Annotated in this window: 16 protein-coding genes; 13 read left to right on the top strand and 3 right to left on the bottom strand. The window is 63.1% G+C overall.

Going from position 1 to position 16,557, the window contains the following annotated elements; all coding sequences use genetic code 11:
• Positions 1 to 247: 247 nt before the first annotated feature.
• A complete protein-coding gene (locus J2858_RS12300; RefSeq protein ID WP_245365736.1) occupies positions 248 to 1,168 on the top strand; it encodes an ABC transporter ATP-binding protein in 921 nt (306 codons plus the stop codon).
• Complete coding sequence (locus tag J2858_RS12295; protein ID WP_210105090.1) at positions 1,165 to 1,965, top strand: ABC transporter permease; 801 nt, start codon at positions 1,165 to 1,167, stop codon at positions 1,963 to 1,965. Before J2858_RS12300 ends, J2858_RS12295 begins: the two co-directional genes overlap by 4 nt.
• A 27-nt stretch (positions 1,966 to 1,992) precedes the next feature.
• Here J2858_RS12295 and J2858_RS12290 read toward each other — a convergent pair whose 3' ends face one another.
• Positions 1,993 to 2,154 carry a hypothetical protein gene (locus J2858_RS12290; protein ID WP_210105089.1) on the bottom strand — a complete coding sequence of 54 codons (162 nt, stop codon included), beginning with the start codon at positions 2,152 to 2,154 and terminating at the stop codon, positions 1,993 to 1,995.
• Positions 2,155 to 2,649: 495 nt separating this feature from the next.
• Here J2858_RS12290 and proV point away from each other — a divergent pair, with 495 nt between their 5' ends.
• From proV to J2858_RS12265, 5 genes are all read left to right on the top strand, one after another.
• Positions 2,650 to 3,882, top strand: coding sequence for a glycine betaine/L-proline ABC transporter ATP-binding protein ProV (gene proV, locus J2858_RS12285; protein ID WP_348635483.1), 1,233 nt, complete (start codon positions 2,650 to 2,652; stop codon positions 3,880 to 3,882).
• A 70-nt stretch (positions 3,883 to 3,952) separates the two neighbouring features.
• Positions 3,953 to 4,861 (top strand): ABC transporter permease, encoded by a 909-nt coding sequence (locus J2858_RS12280; protein ID WP_210105088.1) that lies wholly within the window; start codon positions 3,953 to 3,955, stop codon positions 4,859 to 4,861.
• Between the two features lie 54 nt (positions 4,862 to 4,915).
• The gene (locus tag J2858_RS12275; RefSeq protein ID WP_210105087.1) at positions 4,916 to 5,797 is read left to right on the top strand and encodes a glycine betaine ABC transporter substrate-binding protein; all 882 of its coding nucleotides are present in this window, start codon (positions 4,916 to 4,918) and stop codon (positions 5,795 to 5,797) included.
• Between the two features lie 73 nt (positions 5,798 to 5,870).
• Positions 5,871 to 6,212, top strand: coding sequence for a helix-turn-helix domain-containing protein (locus tag J2858_RS12270; protein WP_245365735.1), 342 nt, complete (start codon positions 5,871 to 5,873; stop codon positions 6,210 to 6,212).
• Between the two features lie 352 nt (positions 6,213 to 6,564).
• Entirely contained in the window at positions 6,565 to 6,723 is a 159-nt protein-coding gene (locus J2858_RS12265) for a hypothetical protein (protein WP_210105086.1), read from the top strand.
• A gap of 50 nt (positions 6,724 to 6,773) precedes the next feature.
• Here J2858_RS12265 and J2858_RS12260 read toward each other — a convergent pair whose 3' ends face one another.
• A complete protein-coding gene (locus tag J2858_RS12260; protein ID WP_210105085.1) occupies positions 6,774 to 8,162 on the bottom strand; it encodes a sensor histidine kinase in 1,389 nt (462 codons plus the stop codon).
• Positions 8,162 to 8,836 (bottom strand): response regulator transcription factor, encoded by a 675-nt coding sequence (locus J2858_RS12255; protein WP_210105084.1) that lies wholly within the window; start codon positions 8,834 to 8,836, stop codon positions 8,162 to 8,164. The genes J2858_RS12260 and J2858_RS12255 overlap by 1 nt, the downstream gene beginning before the upstream one ends.
• A 179-nt stretch (positions 8,837 to 9,015) precedes the next feature.
• Between J2858_RS12255 and J2858_RS12250 the strand changes: the two genes are divergently transcribed.
• From J2858_RS12250 to J2858_RS12225, 6 genes are all read left to right on the top strand, one after another.
• Positions 9,016 to 10,086: an ABC transporter substrate-binding protein gene (locus tag J2858_RS12250; protein WP_210105083.1), complete on the top strand. Its 1,071-nt coding sequence runs from the start codon at positions 9,016 to 9,018 to the stop codon at positions 10,084 to 10,086.
• Positions 10,087 to 10,307: 221 nt separating this feature from the next.
• Positions 10,308 to 11,252 carry a Bug family tripartite tricarboxylate transporter substrate binding protein gene (locus tag J2858_RS12245; RefSeq protein WP_210105082.1) on the top strand — a complete coding sequence of 315 codons (945 nt, stop codon included), beginning with the start codon at positions 10,308 to 10,310 and terminating at the stop codon, positions 11,250 to 11,252.
• The gene (locus J2858_RS12240) at positions 11,249 to 11,740 is read left to right on the top strand and encodes a tripartite tricarboxylate transporter TctB family protein (RefSeq protein WP_210105081.1); all 492 of its coding nucleotides are present in this window, start codon (positions 11,249 to 11,251) and stop codon (positions 11,738 to 11,740) included. Before J2858_RS12245 ends, J2858_RS12240 begins: the two co-directional genes overlap by 4 nt.
• 10 nt (positions 11,741 to 11,750) lie before the next feature.
• Entirely contained in the window at positions 11,751 to 13,268 is a 1,518-nt protein-coding gene (locus tag J2858_RS12235; protein WP_210105080.1) for a tripartite tricarboxylate transporter permease, read from the top strand.
• A gap of 218 nt (positions 13,269 to 13,486) precedes the next feature.
• A complete protein-coding gene (locus tag J2858_RS12230; RefSeq protein WP_210105079.1) occupies positions 13,487 to 14,476 on the top strand; it encodes a lysylphosphatidylglycerol synthase transmembrane domain-containing protein in 990 nt (329 codons plus the stop codon).
• A 193-nt stretch (positions 14,477 to 14,669) separates the two neighbouring features.
• Positions 14,670 to 16,553: a peptidylprolyl isomerase gene (locus J2858_RS12225; RefSeq protein WP_210105078.1), complete on the top strand. Its 1,884-nt coding sequence runs from the start codon at positions 14,670 to 14,672 to the stop codon at positions 16,551 to 16,553.
• Positions 16,554 to 16,557 lie beyond the last annotated feature (4 nt).

Raw genomic sequence — 16,557 nt, 5'->3', positions numbered from 1 at the left:
TGACGCATTGATGCGCCAATCGGTTTGGCATCCTCACGCGTAGGATTGGACTTATGATCAATCAAAATATTCCATAATCTAGCTTATCCCGCAAAGCACTGCAGCTGGGGCAGATTCCATGTTCAAATGCAACGGCCTCGCCTCCTGATGTGGTCAAAGGCAAAGATCTTTGCTGGGATGCCGCAGAAAAGCCGTGCTGCGACAGACTGATCAGACAGGAGTGGCGTGCGTTGATGGATGTGATCGAATGTCGGAAATGATGACGCCTGACAATGCCGATGCGGCGCTTGCCGTTCATGCCGTGGAAAAGACATTCGGGCGCGGATCCGGCGCCGTGGTGGCGCTTGCCGGGCTTTCGCTGCAGGTGCCTGCCGGTCAGGTCTATGGACTGCTCGGGCCGAACGGCGCGGGCAAAACAACGCTGCTTCGCATCGTCGCCGGTCTGGTGCGGCCGGATCGTGGCACGGTGGAGATCTTTGGAGCGCCCGCAAGTGTAGCCAGCCGGCAAAGGCTTGGCATGCTGGTGGAGGCCGCAAGCTTCTATCCGTTTTTGACGGCACGCGAGCATCTGGAGATGTTTGCCCGCCTGTCTGATACGCGCGACCGGGTCGAACCGGTGCTGCGGCGCGTCGGCATCCTATCTGCGGCCGACAAGAAAGTGTCCGGCTTCTCGCTCGGCATGAAGCAGCGGCTGGGCATCGGCTGCGCCCTGATCGGCAGGCCGGACGCCATTGTGCTCGATGAACCGACGAACGGGCTTGATCCGGACGGCATTTTGGAAATGCGTTCGTTGATCCGCGACCTTGCGACGCGCGATGGGATCACCGTTCTGTTGTCGAGCCATCTGCTGGATGAAGTGGAGCGTGTCTGCCAGAGGGTTGCCATTCTTAGGCGCGGACGCCTGGCGGCCGAGGGAAATGTGGCGGATCTTTTGGACCGTGACGGGCGCTTCTGGCTTAAGGTGGAAGAGCCGGACGCGCTGCTGGTACGGCTGGGCGAGACCGCGCAGGCCGGCGATGGCGGCATCTATCTGCGCCTGCCCCGCGAGACCGTGCCCGATCTCATCGCATCGCTTGCCGCATCCGGTGTCCGCATTCATGAAGCCAAATGGGTGAAGCCGGATCTGGAACAGGTGTTCCTCTCCGAAACGCGGGATCGGCAGCCATGAGAGCCCTTCTGTCCGGCGAAATGCTGAAGCTTATCCGCCAGCCAGGCATACTGTTCTGGGGCTTTGTGGCAGTGCCGTTCTGCGTGCTGCTGTTTCGGCTTTCCCTCGAAATGCTGGTCGTCGTGCGCACCGGGCGCGGCATGCCGGGTACGGTCGATATCCTCAGTTCGGCGGCAAAGACGCTGTCTGTGTCCGGCAATTCGGTCGCTCATCTGCTCTTTGCCATCGGCATCGCCGGTGTCTTCTTCACCGAGTATCGCTATGCGACCTGGCGGCATCTGGTGCCGCGCCGTGGCCGCCCTCACCTCTTTGCGGCGAAATTTCTCCTCTGCCTCATCTGGCTTGCCGCAGGCCTTGGTCTCGTTGTCTTCGGCGACATGGCTCTGAACCTTGCCGTGTCACTGCTGTCCGGCCGTGGATCGTCGGGCATCGTGGTATCGGTCGACGGTGGTCTTATGCTGGCCGAAGCCTTTGCCGTGGCTTTTTTCGAACTTGCTGTGCTCACCGCTGTGGTGTCTGCGGTCACGATTCTGACCCGGTCGATGATTGCAGCGGTCATTTTCGCCTTCGTGTTGACGCTCACGGTCACGCTGCTGCAGCTTTATCTGGCTCTTTCCGACACCGCGGACGTGCTGCCGCTTCCGGCATCGGCGGCTGCGGCCTTGCGCGACTGGCTCTTGTTTCACGGGAGCGCAGAAGCAGGCCAGCTCGGCCTTGTCATCCTGTTCGGCTGGCTCGCCGCCATGTCGGCTCTCGGCCTCGTCGTCTTTTTGCGCCAGGAATTGACCGTTGAGTAATGACCCGGTGCATGCGGCGCAAAAGTCTTAAAGGGCCGGTGCACCCGTTGCCGCAAACTGGAAATAGGCCCAGGCGGCCGCAAAGCCGAGGATGAGGACGGCAGCCGTCAGGACCTTGCGCAGCCAGGGCGGTGTCTGGCGCGGCGGCTTCACCGGTTTCGGCTTCTGGAACTTGATGACATTGTTCATGAAAAGGTCCTGCGCATGATGATCGACATCATGCCTAGCCGAATTTCGTGCCTTCATCCAGTCGCCGATGGCTGTGGGTCAAAAAGGAAGTGAAGAGGGCTGCAAGACCGCCGATTTACCGGTCTTCCGGAAGGTGGAAACGCAGCATTTCAGGCCCAATATAGACCCCTTCCCTCGCCTAACTTTGGGTGGAATTTCCACCGAATGGGCTAAATCCGGATTTTTTTATGGACAATTGCGGGTTTCTTCGTTATCCAGAGGCACAAATTCGCCCGGAAGAAGCGTCTGCGCCCTGTGGATCCCTTTCTTTCGAACAACGGCTTGCGTCTCGAATTGGCATTGCTGCCAACGGTCGCCTTTATCAGCAAAGCGGTCTTGTCGCCGCGTGATTTAAAATCGGAATCGCGTTTCTCCGGTCGGTCAAGCACCCTCCGGCGGTGAACCATTCCCAAAAAAGGAGCGTTCCCCTGCTGCCGAGCGGGGGCTTGAATAGCCATGGTCATGCCCACTGAAAATGACGTGCCGGCTTTGCCCGCCACGCCCAAGATCAGTCTCAAATCCGTCTTCAAGGTGTTTGGAGAGCGTCCGGAAAAGGCGCTCGAACTTTTCCGATCCGGCAGGTCGAAAGCCGATGTCCACGCCGAGACGGGACATTCCATCGGGGTTTCCGATGCCAGTTTCGACATTTATCCCGGCGAGATCTTTGTCATCATGGGCCTCTCAGGCTCGGGAAAATCGACACTGCTGCGCCTTCTCAACCGCTTGATCGAGCCGACGGCCGGTTCCATTGCCATCGACGGCTTGGATATCACGAAAATGTCGCGCAGCGAGCTGATTGCCCTTCGCCGGCGCGACATCAGCATGGTCTTTCAGTCGTTTGCGCTGCTTCCCAACCGCACGGTCTTGAACAACGCCGCCTTCGGCCTTGAGGTCGCAGGCGTTGGCGAAGAGGAACGCAAGGTAAAGGCGCTGGCAGCGCTTGAGGCCGTTGGCCTCTCCGGTTACGCCGACAGCCGCCCCGACCAGTTGTCCGGCGGCATGAAGCAGCGTGTCGGGCTTGCCCGGGCGCTTGCCAGCGAACCGACCGTGCTTCTGATGGACGAGGCCTTTTCCGCGCTCGACCCCCTCATCCGCACGGAAATGCAGGACGAGCTTGTGCGCCTGCAGTCCGAGCACAGCCGGACCATCGTCTTCGTCAGCCATGATCTCGATGAAGCCATGCGCATTGGCGACCGCATCTGCATCATGCAGGATGGCGCGGTGATCCAGGTCGGAACGCCCGATGAAATCGTCACGCAGCCGGCCAATGATTATGTCCGCTCGTTCTTCCGCAATGTCGATGTCGCCCAGGTGTTCAAGGCCGGCGACGTCGCGCGCCAGACGCAGGTGACGATCATCGAGCGTCAGGGCGTGTCGGCGGCCGCCGCGCTGGAGCGCATGAAGAATTACGACCGCGACTACGCCATCATTCTCGGTCGCGACAAGACCTATCACGGCATGGTCAGTCGCTCGTCGCTGATCGAGAACGTCAGGGCGAAGGATCCGGACCCCTATCGCCGGGCCTTCCTGGCCGACGTGGAGCCCATTGCGTCGGACGAGCCGCTGTCGAATGTGCTCGGCCGCGTCGCCGGCAGCGCCTGGCCCGTGCCGGTGGTGGACGCGCGCAAGCGCTACATCGGCTCCATCAGCAAATCCGCCCTGCTGGAAACGCTTGATCGCGCCAGCTGATCGAAGGACCGCGCGTGCCGGGCTTGCCCGACACCTTAAGCGGTCGCGATGACGAGAGGATATTTCTCCCATGACGTTTGAAATTGGTGACGGCGTCGATACGGCCGTCAATTACATACTCGACAACTATTCGCCGGCGCTGGATGTGATTGCCTCTGCCATCGGCTTCGTGACGGATGGCATCCTGAACCTCTTGACCTCCGCGCCGATGCCGCTTGGCATTGCCCTTTTCGTGCTGCTGTCGCTCTGGCGCGTCGGTATCGGCTTTGCCGTCTTCACCGGCCTGTCGCTCTGGCTCGTGCAGCACATGGGCCTGTGGCTGCCAACCATGGAAACGCTGGCGCTGGTTCTTGCCTCCACCTTCCTTGCCATGTTGCTCGGCCTGCCGCTCGGCATTGCCATGGCACGGCGCGACGCGGTGGCCGCCGCCGTTCGTCCTGTGCTCGACCTCATGCAGACCATGCCGGCCTTCGTCTATCTCATTCCGGCGGCGATGTTTTTCGGTCTCGGCGCCGTGCCCGGCACGATTGCGACGGTGATCTTTGCCATGCCGCCTGTGGTGCGGCTTACCAATCTCGGCATCCGCCAGGTGGACGCCGAATTCATCGAAGCCGGCCAGGCCTTTGGCTGCACATCGGCGCAGCTGCTGTTCAAGGTGCAACTGCCGAACGCCCTGCCCTCGATCATGGCCGGCATCAACCAGACGATCATGCTGTCCTTGTCCATGGTGGTCATCGCCTCGATGATCGGCGCCGGCGGCATCGGCAATATCGTGCTGACCGGCATCCAGCGGCTTGACGTCGGAACGGGTTTTGAAGGCGGTCTTGCCGTCGTCATCCTCGCCGTCATTCTCGACCGCATCACCCAGTCTCTCGGACGGGAAGGCGTCGGCTTCCGCCGCTTCCTGTCTCTGAAGCCCGCCAGCCAGCGCAGTCGTGCGGCATCCGCACCAGGCGTTGCCGCCTCCACCGCCGGCTGACCCATGGCGGGGTGTTCCCCGCTAAAATTGCGAACCTTTGAAAAAGGAGCATCTATGTTCAACACACTCGCCTCTTTTGGCGCCACCATCACCCTTGCCGCAGCCCTTGTCAGCGGCACGGCAACGTCAAGCTTTGCTGCGGATGCAAAGCCGGTGAAGATCGGCTGGGCCGCCTGGTCGGATGCCGAATTCGTCACCAAGCTCGCCGCCAGGCTGATCAAGGACGAGATGGGCCGCGAGGTGGACCTGGTGCAGACCGATGTCGCCCCGCTCTACCAGGGCGTTGCCCGCGGCGATCTCGACGTGATGATGATGGCCTGGCTGCCGCAGACGCATGCCGACTATTTTGCCAAGGTGAAGGACAAGGTGGATACGCTGGGCTCGGTCTACGAAGGCGCAAAGCTCGGCTGGGTCGTTCCCTCTTATATCCCGGAAAGCGAGATCGCCTCGATCGAGGACCTGAAGAAGCCCGAGGTCGCCAAGAAGCTGAAGAACACCGTGCAGGGTATCGATCCGGGTGCGGGCCTTACCCGCCTGTCGCAGGATGCGCTGAAAACCTATGGCCTTGATGACTACAAGCTGCAGATTTCCAGCGAAGCGGGAATGCTGACCACAGTCAACCGCGCCGAACGCTCGAAAAACTGGTTCGTCGCGACCTCGTGGAGCCCGCACTGGATGTTCGGCAAATATGAGCTGCGCTACATTGCCGATCCGAAGAAGGCGCTTGGTGAAGCGGAACATGTCGATGTGCTGGCCCGCAAGGGGTTTCACGAGGACAATGCCGAGGTGGCGGGCTTTCTGTCGCGCATGAAGCTGCCGATCGCGGATCTCGAAAAAGCGATGTTTACCGCCCAGGAGACGTCCTACGATGAGGCGGTTGCGACCTATATCAAGGACCACCCGGACCAGATCAAGGCATGGATAGGCAAGGACTGATCCAGACCTTGCCGGGGCCGACATTGCGGCGGCCCCGGCACCCCTATGACGATCCGGCCACAGGAGGGCTTCGATGATGGATGCACGCTATGACGGCATGTTTGGCTACGATGGATTCTCTGCCTCGGACGATACGTTCGGTGGCCGCATTTCGCTCGCGCGCGATGCGCTGGCTTTCTCCCTGGACGATGCGGCGCGCGTGATCGGTGTCGATGCGCAAACGCTGCGCCATTGGGAAAATGACCGGGCGGCACCCCCGCCCCGGCAACTGGCGGCCCTTGCCGGCGTGCTTGCCGTCAGCCTTTCATGGCTGATGACCGGGCGCGGCCATGGCCCCGATTGGGAGGATTTCACGGAGGTTCCGCCGCTTGCGCCCGGCCGGTTTGCGGGGCCGCTGCCGACCGCGCGGTACTGACCGACCTCTGATCAGACATGGAAGACGGCAGCGATCCCGGATTGCTGCCGTTTTCGCGTCCGGGCTTTGGCGCGGGCCGGATTTCTCACGCAAACGGTTGACGGGAAGCGCCGCGGACGCGATGTGTGCACGCGAAGTGATTCACGTCATGACTGCTTCGGGGCCGGATGGTGCGAAGGTGCACGGCAGCCGGAACCATGGTTTCCGTGGATCATTTCGTCGTGGCACGGATAAGCCATGCGTCCTTTGCCTCGTGCCGGCCTCGGGTCGGCCCGGCAAGCCAGACGCAAGGTGCAGACGCTATATCCGGGTGGTCAGCCGGGATGAGCCACGGCGCAGAAGGAGCATGACGATGAACGAGACGGAAAGCCAGATGGACCTCCAGGACGCCGCCCTTGCGCTTTTTCTCGAAGCCAACGACCCCGACCAGATCACCGATATTCTGGTGGCGGCTCTCGATGATGCGCTGCGCCTGATGTACGAGGATCTCGCCGGCGACACGGTTCACTGACGCCTCACCCGGCGCTTCCGCCCATCGGCGGTGTGACCGTCCGGTTCCACTTACGCAGCGGCTGCCGGAAAACGCAGGACCACCTTGAGGCCGCGCCCGTCGCGCCCCGTCTCGAGCGCCATCGAGCCGGAATGCAGCGAGGCGATTTCCTCGACGATGGGCAGGCCAAGGCCGCTGCCGTGTTCCTCCGGGCCGCTTGCCCGTTCAAACCGTTGCATCACCCGCGCCTGGTTGTCGGCGGAAATACCCGGGCCATTATCCTCCACCTCCAGAACCAGCGTCTGGTCACGGCTGAAGACGCGCACGGTCACTTCCGCGCCGCGGCCGGCATAGAGCAGGGCGTTCGAGATGAGGTTCTTGAGCATTTCGGCGAGCAGCAGCGGCTCGCCGCGCATCAGCGCCTGCCCCTCCCCTTCGAAGCCGAGATCGATATGGGCTTCGGCAGCCGGCGGCACGTGGTCTGCCGTGACGGAGCGGGCCAGCGCGCACAGATCAAGCCGCACGAGATCCGTCTCGGCGCCCTTGGAGGCCGCATCGATGCGCGACATCATCAACAGCTGCGCCAGGATGCGCTCGGCATTGGCAACGGCGGCATCGGCACGCTCGATGGCGGCCTGCGCATCGGCCGGATCGGCCGAGCGAGCGGCAAGCGCCAGCTGCGTGCGCACCACGGCAAGCGGCGTGCGCAGCTGATGGCTGGCATTGCCGGTAAAATGCCGCAGCGCCTCCAGCGCCGATTTGAGCCGCACCATGAAGGAATTGACCGTTTCGACCAGCCCTTCCACTTCGCTTGGCACCTGCTCGCCGATGGGTTCGAGATCATCGGGACTGCGCCTTTCGATGGCGCCGCCCAACCGGTAGAGCGGGCGCAGCGACAGCGACACGGCAATCCACACGATGATCGAGGCGCCTGCCATCATCAGGAGCAGCCGGATCGCCGAATGCAAGAGGATGGAGCGGCTGAGCTGGCGCCGCGCGATGGTCGTTTCGGCAACCGTGACGGTGAACGGAACGGAGGAAATTCCGGTCGAGGCGGAGCGGGCAAGGGTTGCGACCCGGATCGGCTCGCCGCGAAAGAATGCGTCATCGAAGGCGGTCGACTGGCCTTCCCGCCGCGCAAGCGCCGGCAGCGCCTGATAGCCGGTGATGAAGGTGCCGGGCGGCCCATCGACGCGGTAGAAGACCCGGTCCTGCGCCGCAGACGTCAGCATTTCGAGCGCCACATAGGGGATGTCGACTTCCAGCGAGCCGTCTTCTGCCACCACCACCCGTTCGGCAATGGCAAGCGCCGAGCCGGCCAGCACCCGGTCGGAGACGTCGTTTGCCGTCTGGCGCGCCTCCCGCCAGGTATCGACCAGCGCCAGCGACCCGAGAACGGCCGTGGCCGCCAGCAGCCAGGCGAGCAGGCGGCCGCGCAGCGAACGGGGGATGCCCCGCATCACGGCGGCGCCACCAGATCGAGATAATAGCCGATGCCGCGCGCCGTCTTGACGGTCAGCCCGTGCACCTGCAGGCGGCGCCTCAGGCGCGATACATATTGCTCGATGGCGTTCGACGAGAGGTCGTCGTCGAAACCGGTAAGCGAGCCGATGATCGATTCCTTCGACACCACCTTGCCGGCGCGCAGGAACAGCAGTTCCAAGAGCGCCACCTCGCGCGCCGGCAGGTCGAGCGGCCTGCCGCCGACGGAAAAGCTGCGCGAGGTCAGATCAAGGCTCAGGCCGCCGAACTCGACCCGCGACGAACGCAGGCCCGCCTGGCGGCGCAGCAGCACCCGGATGCGGGCCTCCAGCTCGGAAATATCGAAGGGCTTGGTCAGATAGTCGTCGGCCCCGAGATCGAGGCCCTTGACCCGCTCCTCCGGCGTGCCGCGGGCGGTCAGGATCATGACAGCCGCCTGGTTCTGGCGCGCACGGATCGAGCGCAGCACATCAAGCCCGTCCATTTCCGGCAGATTGAGATCGAGGATGATGAGGTCGAATTTTTCCGCCGTTGCCACTGCTTCCGCCGACAGGCCATCCGACACCACGTCCACGGCATAGCCGCTGCCACGCAAGATGGCTGACAGGCCCTCGGCAAGCGTGCCATTGTCTTCCACCAGCAGAATGCGCAACCCAACTCCCCCCTTTTCATGAAAGAGACTAGAGGCGAAAACTTGAGCTGTCACTTGTCTTTGCTGAGGCGGGCAGGAGCAAGGGGCTCGCGACGAGGGTTATCCCCATGCATGGGCGCAAAGCATCTCCCTGCTGCCTCACCTTGTCTCGGTCGCAGCGGTCATGCATCATGGGCATTATGGCCATTCGTCTCCTCACCCTTTGCATCGGCCTTGCCCTTGCGCCAGTCGCCCATGCGGAGGTTACCTCCTTTGCCGCGCGGTCGGGCCGCGCGGATGCGCCGGTTCTGGTGGTCTATTCCTCGCTCGATCAGCCGATTGCGCGACCGATGATCGAGGCGTTCCAGAAGGCGAATGTCGATGTGGCGGTGCGCTACGAGGACATGCTGACCGGCGAGATCCACGACCGGATCGTGCGTGAAACCGATGGCGGTGGAAAGACCGCCGATTTCGCCTTTTCCTCCGCCATGGACCTGCAGGTGAAGCTTGCCAATGACGGCTATGCCCAGCCAAGCCGCCTGCCGATGAGTGCGCGCTGGCCCGATTGGGCGAACTGGCGCGACACCGCCTATGCGCTGACCTTCGAGCCGGCCGTCTTCGTCTATCACAAGCCGAGTTTTACCGAGAAGGCGCCGCCCGCGACGCGCGCCGAATTCGTCGCCTACCTGCATGCGCAAGGCGATGCGGTTTACGGGCGCATCGGCACCTATGATATCGAGCGCTCCGGCGTCGGCTTTCTGTTCATGTCGCGCGACCAGGAGCAGTTCGACGACATCTGGTCGGTGGTCAACGCCATGGGGGAAGCCGGCGTCAAACTCTATTCGACCAGCCAGGCGATCCTCGAGCGGGTGGCGGACGGGCGATTCGTCCTCGGCTACAACATTCTGGGGTCCTATGCCGCCGACTGGGCATCGAACCATCCGGAGGTCGGGATCGTGCTGCCGAAGGATTATACCGTGGTGATGTCGCGCATCGGGCTTGTGCCGCAGGCCGCCGCCTCGCCCGACCTCGGGCGCCGGTTCCTTGACTTCTTCATGTCGAAGGAAGGCCAGACGATCCTCACGCGGCAGTTGCAGATTCCGGCCGTAAACCCTGATGTTGCTGAAGGAAACACCGCCAGCACCATGCGCGAATTGCTCGGTGGGCAGTTGAAGCCCGTGCCGGTCAGCCCTGGACTGATGGTCTATCTCGATCAGGTCAAGCGCGCCCGGCTGATTGCGCGCTGGAACGAGGTCTTGCGGCTCCAGTAGCCATTATCTCCGCAAGGTGTGCCCGCCCTGCGTTAAACGTCAGCTAAATGTCAGCATAATGTGGTCGCTTGTTCCTATCCGGGCCGTGGAGGCGTCCCGGACTGCGTGGGAGGGGGATCTGCGCGCTGGAAGCCACAAGCTCCGCGCGCCACATGTTTCGTCTTCCTTCCTGCATGGCTGATCATCAGAGCGTCGCTGCGACGCCATTGGAGGAACGACCCTTGAAACACATCATTCTCGCATCCCTGCTCGCCGGCGCTGTTGCCCTGCCCGCCGCTGCAGCCGACTATACGCTGATGGCACCGGCCGCGCCGGGCGGCGGCTGGGACCAGACGGCCCGCTCGCTGCAGACTGCCCTGCAGCAGGAAGGCATTTCCAAGAACGTCCAGGTGATCAATGTTCCCGGCGCCGGCGGCACCATCGGCCTTGCCCAGTTCGCCAGCCAGCAGAAGGGCAAGCCGAATGCGCTGATCGTCGGCGGTTACGTGATGGTGGGCGCCATCCTCACCAACAAGGCCCCGGTGACGCTCAAGGACGTGACGCCGATTGCCCGTCTTACCGGCGAAAACGAAGCCATCGTCGTTCCGGCCTCCTCGCCGCTGAAGACGGTTGCCGATCTCGTGGCCGCGCTGAAGAAGGATCCGGGTTCGGTGTCCTGGGGTGGCGGTTCGGCCGGCGGTGTCGACCACATCGCAGCGGGCCTCATCGCCAAGGCTGCCGGCGTTGATCCGACCAAGATCAACTATATCGCCTTCTCGGGCGGTGGCGAAGCGCTGGCGGCCATACTTGGCTCGCAGGTGACGGTCGGCATTTCCGGCTATGGCGAGTTCGAATCGCAGATCAAGTCCGGCACGCTGCGCCTGCTCGCCACCTCTGGTGACACGCGCATTCCCGGCACGGATGCCCCGACGCTGAAGGAAGCGGGCCTTGATGTGGCCGTGCAGAACTGGCGCATGGTGGCCGCAGCACCCGGCCTGACCCCGGAGCAGAAGGCCGCCGTGACGGCCGATATCCAGAAGCTGGTCACCTCCAAGACCTGGCAGGAGACGCTGAAGACCAAGGGCTGGCAGGATACCTATCTGTCCGGCGCGGACTTCGATGCCCAGCTCGCCAAGGATATCTCCGCCACCGAAACCATCCTGAAGGACATCGGACTGGTCAAATGAACCAAGGACCCTTGAACAAGGCCGGAGAGCGTCGCCCCGATTGGGCGGCGCTTGCCATCGCCGCCGTGCTGGTCGCGATCTCCGCCGTCATCTTCTTCGATGCTGCCCGTCTTCGCGAGGTCAGCGGCTATTCGCCGGTCGGCCCGAGCACCGTGCCGATGGCGATTGCCGTCGTCCTGCTGCTGCTGGCCGTTTGGACCGTGATTGCCGCCTTCCGGGGAGATTTCCCGGCGCGCGAAAAACAGGAAATCCAGCCGGTCGCCTGGGTGGTCGGCGGACTTGCCGCCCAGATGCTGCTGTTGAACACGGCCGGCTTCTCGATTGCCACCGGCGTTCTGTTTGCCGCAACGGCTGCCGGTTTCGGCAAGCGCAAGCTGTGGATTTCGCTGCCGGTCGGCATCGTCCTCTGTCTGGTCGTCTGGCTGATCTTTGCCGGCCTTCTCCAGCTCTCCCTGCCCGCCGGGCCGCTTGAGCGCCTCTTCCAGTGAAAGCCACGTCATGAGCACGTTTGAATTCCTGCTGCAGGGCCTGGTGATTGCCGCCCAGCCGATGAACCTCTTTTACGCCCTGATCGGCGTGACGCTCGGAACCGCTGTCGGCGTTCTGCCCGGCATCGGTCCGGCGCTCACGGTGGCGCTGCTTCTGCCGGTCACCTACCGGCTCGATGCGGCCGGCTCGCTGATCATGTTTGCCGGCATCTATTACGGCGGCATGTATGGCGGCTCCACAACCTCCATTCTGTTGAATACCCCCGGCGAAAGCGCGTCGATCGTCACAGCGCTCGAGGGCAACAAGATGGCCCGGGCGGGACGTGGGGGACCGGCGCTTGCAACCGCTGCCATCGGCTCTTTCGTGGCCGGCCTCATCGCCACCATCGGCCTTGCCTTCATCGCGCCTTACATCGTCAAGCTTGCGCTGGTGTTTGGGCCGCGAGAATATTTTGCCCTGATGGTGCTCGCCTTCGTTACCGTGTCGTCGGCCTTCGGCGATTCGACCCTGCGCGGGCTCACGGCTCTCTTCGTCGGGCTGTTCCTGTCCACCATCGGCATCGACCAGTTGACCGGCCAGACGCGCCTCGCCTTCGGTGTGCCGGATCTGCTCGACGGTATCGAGGTGACAACGCTTGCCGTTGCCATGTTTGCCATCGGCGAGACGCTGTTCATCGCAGCGCAGGGCCTGCAGGGGCCGGACAAGGTGGAAGCGGTGAAGGGCTCCGTCTGGATGAACCGCGCCGACTGGGCACGCTCCTGGAAGCCCTGGCTGCGCGGCACCGTCATCGGCTTTCCGATCGGCGCCATGCCGGCCGGCGGTGCCGAAATCGGCACTTTCCTGTCCTATGCGGCTGAAAAGCGTCTTACCAAGCATCCCGAAGAGTTCGGCAATGGCGCGATCGAAGGCGTGGCCGGCCCGGAAGCGGCCAACAATGCGTCGGCTGCCGGAACGCTCGTGCCGCTCCTCACACTTGGCCTTCCGACGACGGCAACCGCAGCCATCATGCTCGCCGGCTTCCAGCAATACGGGCTGCAGCCCGGCCCGCTGCTGTTTGCCACCAATCCGCAGCTGGTCTGGGGGCTTATCGCCTCGCTGCTGATTGCAAACTTCATGCTGCTGGTGCTGAACCTGCCGATGATCGGGCTCTGGGTGCGGCTGCTCACCATCCCGAAACCCTGGCTCTATGCCGGCATTCTCCTGTTTGCGACGCTCGGCACCATCGGCGCCAACCCGTCCGTGTTCGAGCTTGGCATGCTGCTTGGCTTCGGGGTTTTGGGCTACGGCATGCGCGTCTTCGGCTATCCGATCGCACCTGTCGTCGTCGGCCTTATCCTGGGGCCGCTTGCCGAACAGCAGCTGCGCCGGGCGCTCGCCATCAGCCAGGGGGATTTCACCGTGCTGTTCACTTCGCCGATTGCCGCCGGCCTGTTGATCGTTGCCGCCCTTGCCCTCATCGTCCCGCTCGTTCTTCGCGCCCGCGGTCGTGGTGAAGTTCTCTCGCAGATGGCGGCCAACGAGGACTGATCGGCCCCTCGATCTCTCCCCTTGCGCCTTCATATCCCGCCGGCTGAAAAGCCGGCGGAATTGCTTTTTTCAAGCCTGCGGAACCAAAGCGGCATCCTCCCGTTTACCGGCGTTCTTTTCCGGTGAATGATCATGGCCCCCGTCGCAAACCTTTCTCCCGCCTGCCCGCATTTCTGCGCGCCGCGCCCCGTCTGCCGCCTGCCTGCGTCGTGGCCGGCATGAGCGGACGCAAGCGCCTCTTCACCTATGGCACGATGATCTTCGGCTTCGGCCTTGCCGGCTATCTGGTCTATATCGGGCTCAGCCAGTTCACCTGGGACCAGATCGTCGAATCGGTCCGCGCCATCCCCATGTCGAATTTCCTGCTGGCGCTGCTCTACTGCGCCGGCTCCTATCTCTGCCTGACCGGTTTCGACTGGACGGGTGTGCGTTATGTGAAGAACGACCTGGCTTATCCGAAGATCGCGCTCGCCTCGTTCGTCGCCTTGGGGCTTGGCCAGAGTATCGGGCTTGCCGGCGTCAGCAGCGGCGCTATCCGTTATCGCTATTATGCCCATTGGGGCATGTCGACGGAGGATGTCGCCAAGATCGTCCTGATGTCCGGCATGACGGTTGGCCTCGGGCTTCTCGTCCTGTCCGGCATCGTGATGGTGGCAAACCCGGCTGATGTGGCGCAGCTCCTGCGGATTTCGTCAAGTGTCTCCATGCTGCTCGGCGGCCTCTGCTTCGTGCTGGCCATCGTCTATGTCGTCCTGTCGGGGGTGCTGCGCGCGCCTCTAAAAATCCGGAAATGGACCTTTGTCATGCCGACGGTTCGGATCGCCATCCTGCAGATCGTCGTCGGCACGGTAAATTTTGCGCTCGTCTCGGCCTGCCTGATGGAACTGATGCAGGCAACGGAGAATGTCAGCTATCTGAAGGCCGCCACGGCCTTCGTGCTGGCCAATATCGCCATCCTCGTCACCCATGCGCCGGGCGGGCTTGGGGTGTTGGAGGTCACGGTCAAGCATGTGATGGGGGATCAGGCGTCGATCGGGGCTCTGGTTGCCTTCCGCGTCATCTATTTCTTCATCCCCTTCGCCATTGCCCTTCCCGTCTCTCTGGTCACGGAGGCGGTGTTTCGTGCCCGCAAGAAGCGCCAAGGCGACACGGAAAAGACGAGCCATCCGGCAGATGCCGATCCTGCCTTGACCGCCTCATCGACCTGAGCGTCGTCCACCGGCCAGCGGCCGGTGGCGGTGATCCGGGTACGCGATGGTTTTTCCAGCAGATGAAGCGGATGCACGCGTTTCTTTTACCACGGCGGACCTTCATTTCCTGTGGACTTTGTTCTAGAGACAGTCCTTCGAACGCTCCGGCGCGCTGCCGGTGGCTGCCCCGTTTTCAAGGTAATGTCGATCGATGCTTGATACCCTCAGAAACTATTCCCGCTCCTGGGTCGCGAAACTGCTTCTTCTGCTTCTCGTGGGCTCCTTCGCGATCTGGGGCGTGTCTGCATCCCTCGTGGGCCCGCAGAGCAATGCCGTGATGACGGTGGGGGACCAGGAAGTTTCGCCGGCGGAGTTCCGCCTGGCCTATCAGCGCCAGCTGAGCGCGCTCAGCCGCCAGTTCGGCACGCAGCTGACCACGGAACAGGCCCGCGCCTTCGGCGTCGATCGCCAGGCCTTTGCCCAGCTTTCGGCCGGTGCCGCACTTGACCAGCTGTCGAAGGACATGCGCCTTGGCCTCTCCGAGGATCGCCTGGCAAACCTGATTGCCGAAGATCCCGCTTTCCGCGGCAATGACGGCCGGTTTGACCGCACGCTGTTCAGCACGCGCCTGCGCAATGCCGGACTTGCCGAGAACGATTACATCAAGGAGCGCAGCAAGGTTGCCGTGCGCAGCCAGATCGTCGATGCGGTTTCCGATGGGTTCCAGGCGCCGAAGGTTCTGGTCGATGCGCTGAAGCAGTATCGCAACGAAGCGCGCGACGTGGATTACCTGCTTCTGTCCTTTGCCAATATCGATCCGGTCAAGGCTCCGGCCGAAGACGTGCTCGCCACCTGGTTTGGTGCTGCCAAGAGCCGTTACCGCGCACCCGAACTGCGCCGTTTCGCCTATGTGACCCTGCAGCCAAGCGATGTGGCCGACCCGACGGCCGTGACCGACGCGCAGGTTCAGGCGGAGTATGATCGCCGCAAGGACAGCTACAAGTCGCCGGAAACCCGTACCATCGAGCAGCTGCCCTTCCCCAGCGTCGAAATGGCAAAGGCCGCGCTCGCGCAGATGAAGGAACGCCAGCTGGATTTCAGCGCGCTCGTCACCGATCAGGGCAAGACGCTGTCCGACGTGATGCTCGGCGATTTCACCAAGGACCAGCTGCCGGACCAGAAGATTGCCGATGCAGCCTTTGCGCTTGGCCCGCAGGGTGGCGTCACGCCGGTAGTCGAAGGGGCTTTTGGCCCGGTCGTGCTGCGCGTGACCAATGTGCGCCCCGAAACCGTCAAATCCTTCGACGCGGTGAAGGAAGAGATCCGCAACAACCTGTCGCTTGCTGCTGCTGCCCAGAACGTGCAGGCTGCGCATGACCGGTTCGAGGATCTGCGTGGCTCCGGCTCCTCGCTTGAGGAAGCGGCAGCCCAGCTGAAGCTGAAGGCCGTGACCGTGACCGCGGATCGCAGCGGCAACGATGGCAATGGCGCGCCCGTCTCCCTGCCAAAGAGCGAGAGCCTGCTGACGGACGTGTTCCGCAGCGATGTCGGCGCGGAAACCCTGCCCTCCAACCTCGGCAATGACGGCTATGTCTGGTTCGATGTGCGCGAGGTTATCCCCGAGCGCGATCGCACGCTGTCGGAAGTGCATGACAAGGTCGTGGCCGACTGGACGACCGAGCAGCAGCGCAATGCGCTGGCCGCCCGCGCCGAAGAGCTGCGCGCACGGCTCGATGAAGGCGAAACGATTGCCGCCATCGCCGGCGAGCTCGGACTTGCCGTTGAAACCAAGACCGGTCTTCGCCGCCAGAGCACGGATCCGATCTTCGGTGGCGAAGCCGTCAAGGCTGCCTTTTCCGGCCCCGTCAACACCAATGCCACCGGCCCCGCCGCCGATGGCGAAAGCCGCCTCTTGATGCATGTCACGGCCGTCAACCAGCCGCCGGCCGATGCGCTCTCCGGCGAGGAACAGCAGCTGCAGCAGATTGCCCGTGCTGCCGGCGACGACATGCTGGACCAGATGGTCACCGAGCTGCAGACGACCTATGGCGTGCAGATCAACCAGGCGATGGCCGATCAGGCGATGGTGCGCTAAGGCT

The sequence above is a fragment of the Neorhizobium galegae genome, assembly GCF_017877135.1.
Lineage (GTDB): Bacteria > Pseudomonadota > Alphaproteobacteria > Rhizobiales > Rhizobiaceae > Neorhizobium > Neorhizobium galegae_A.
Note: the sequence above shows the minus strand (reverse complement) of the source record. Positions and strands in the feature narration are given on the sequence as shown.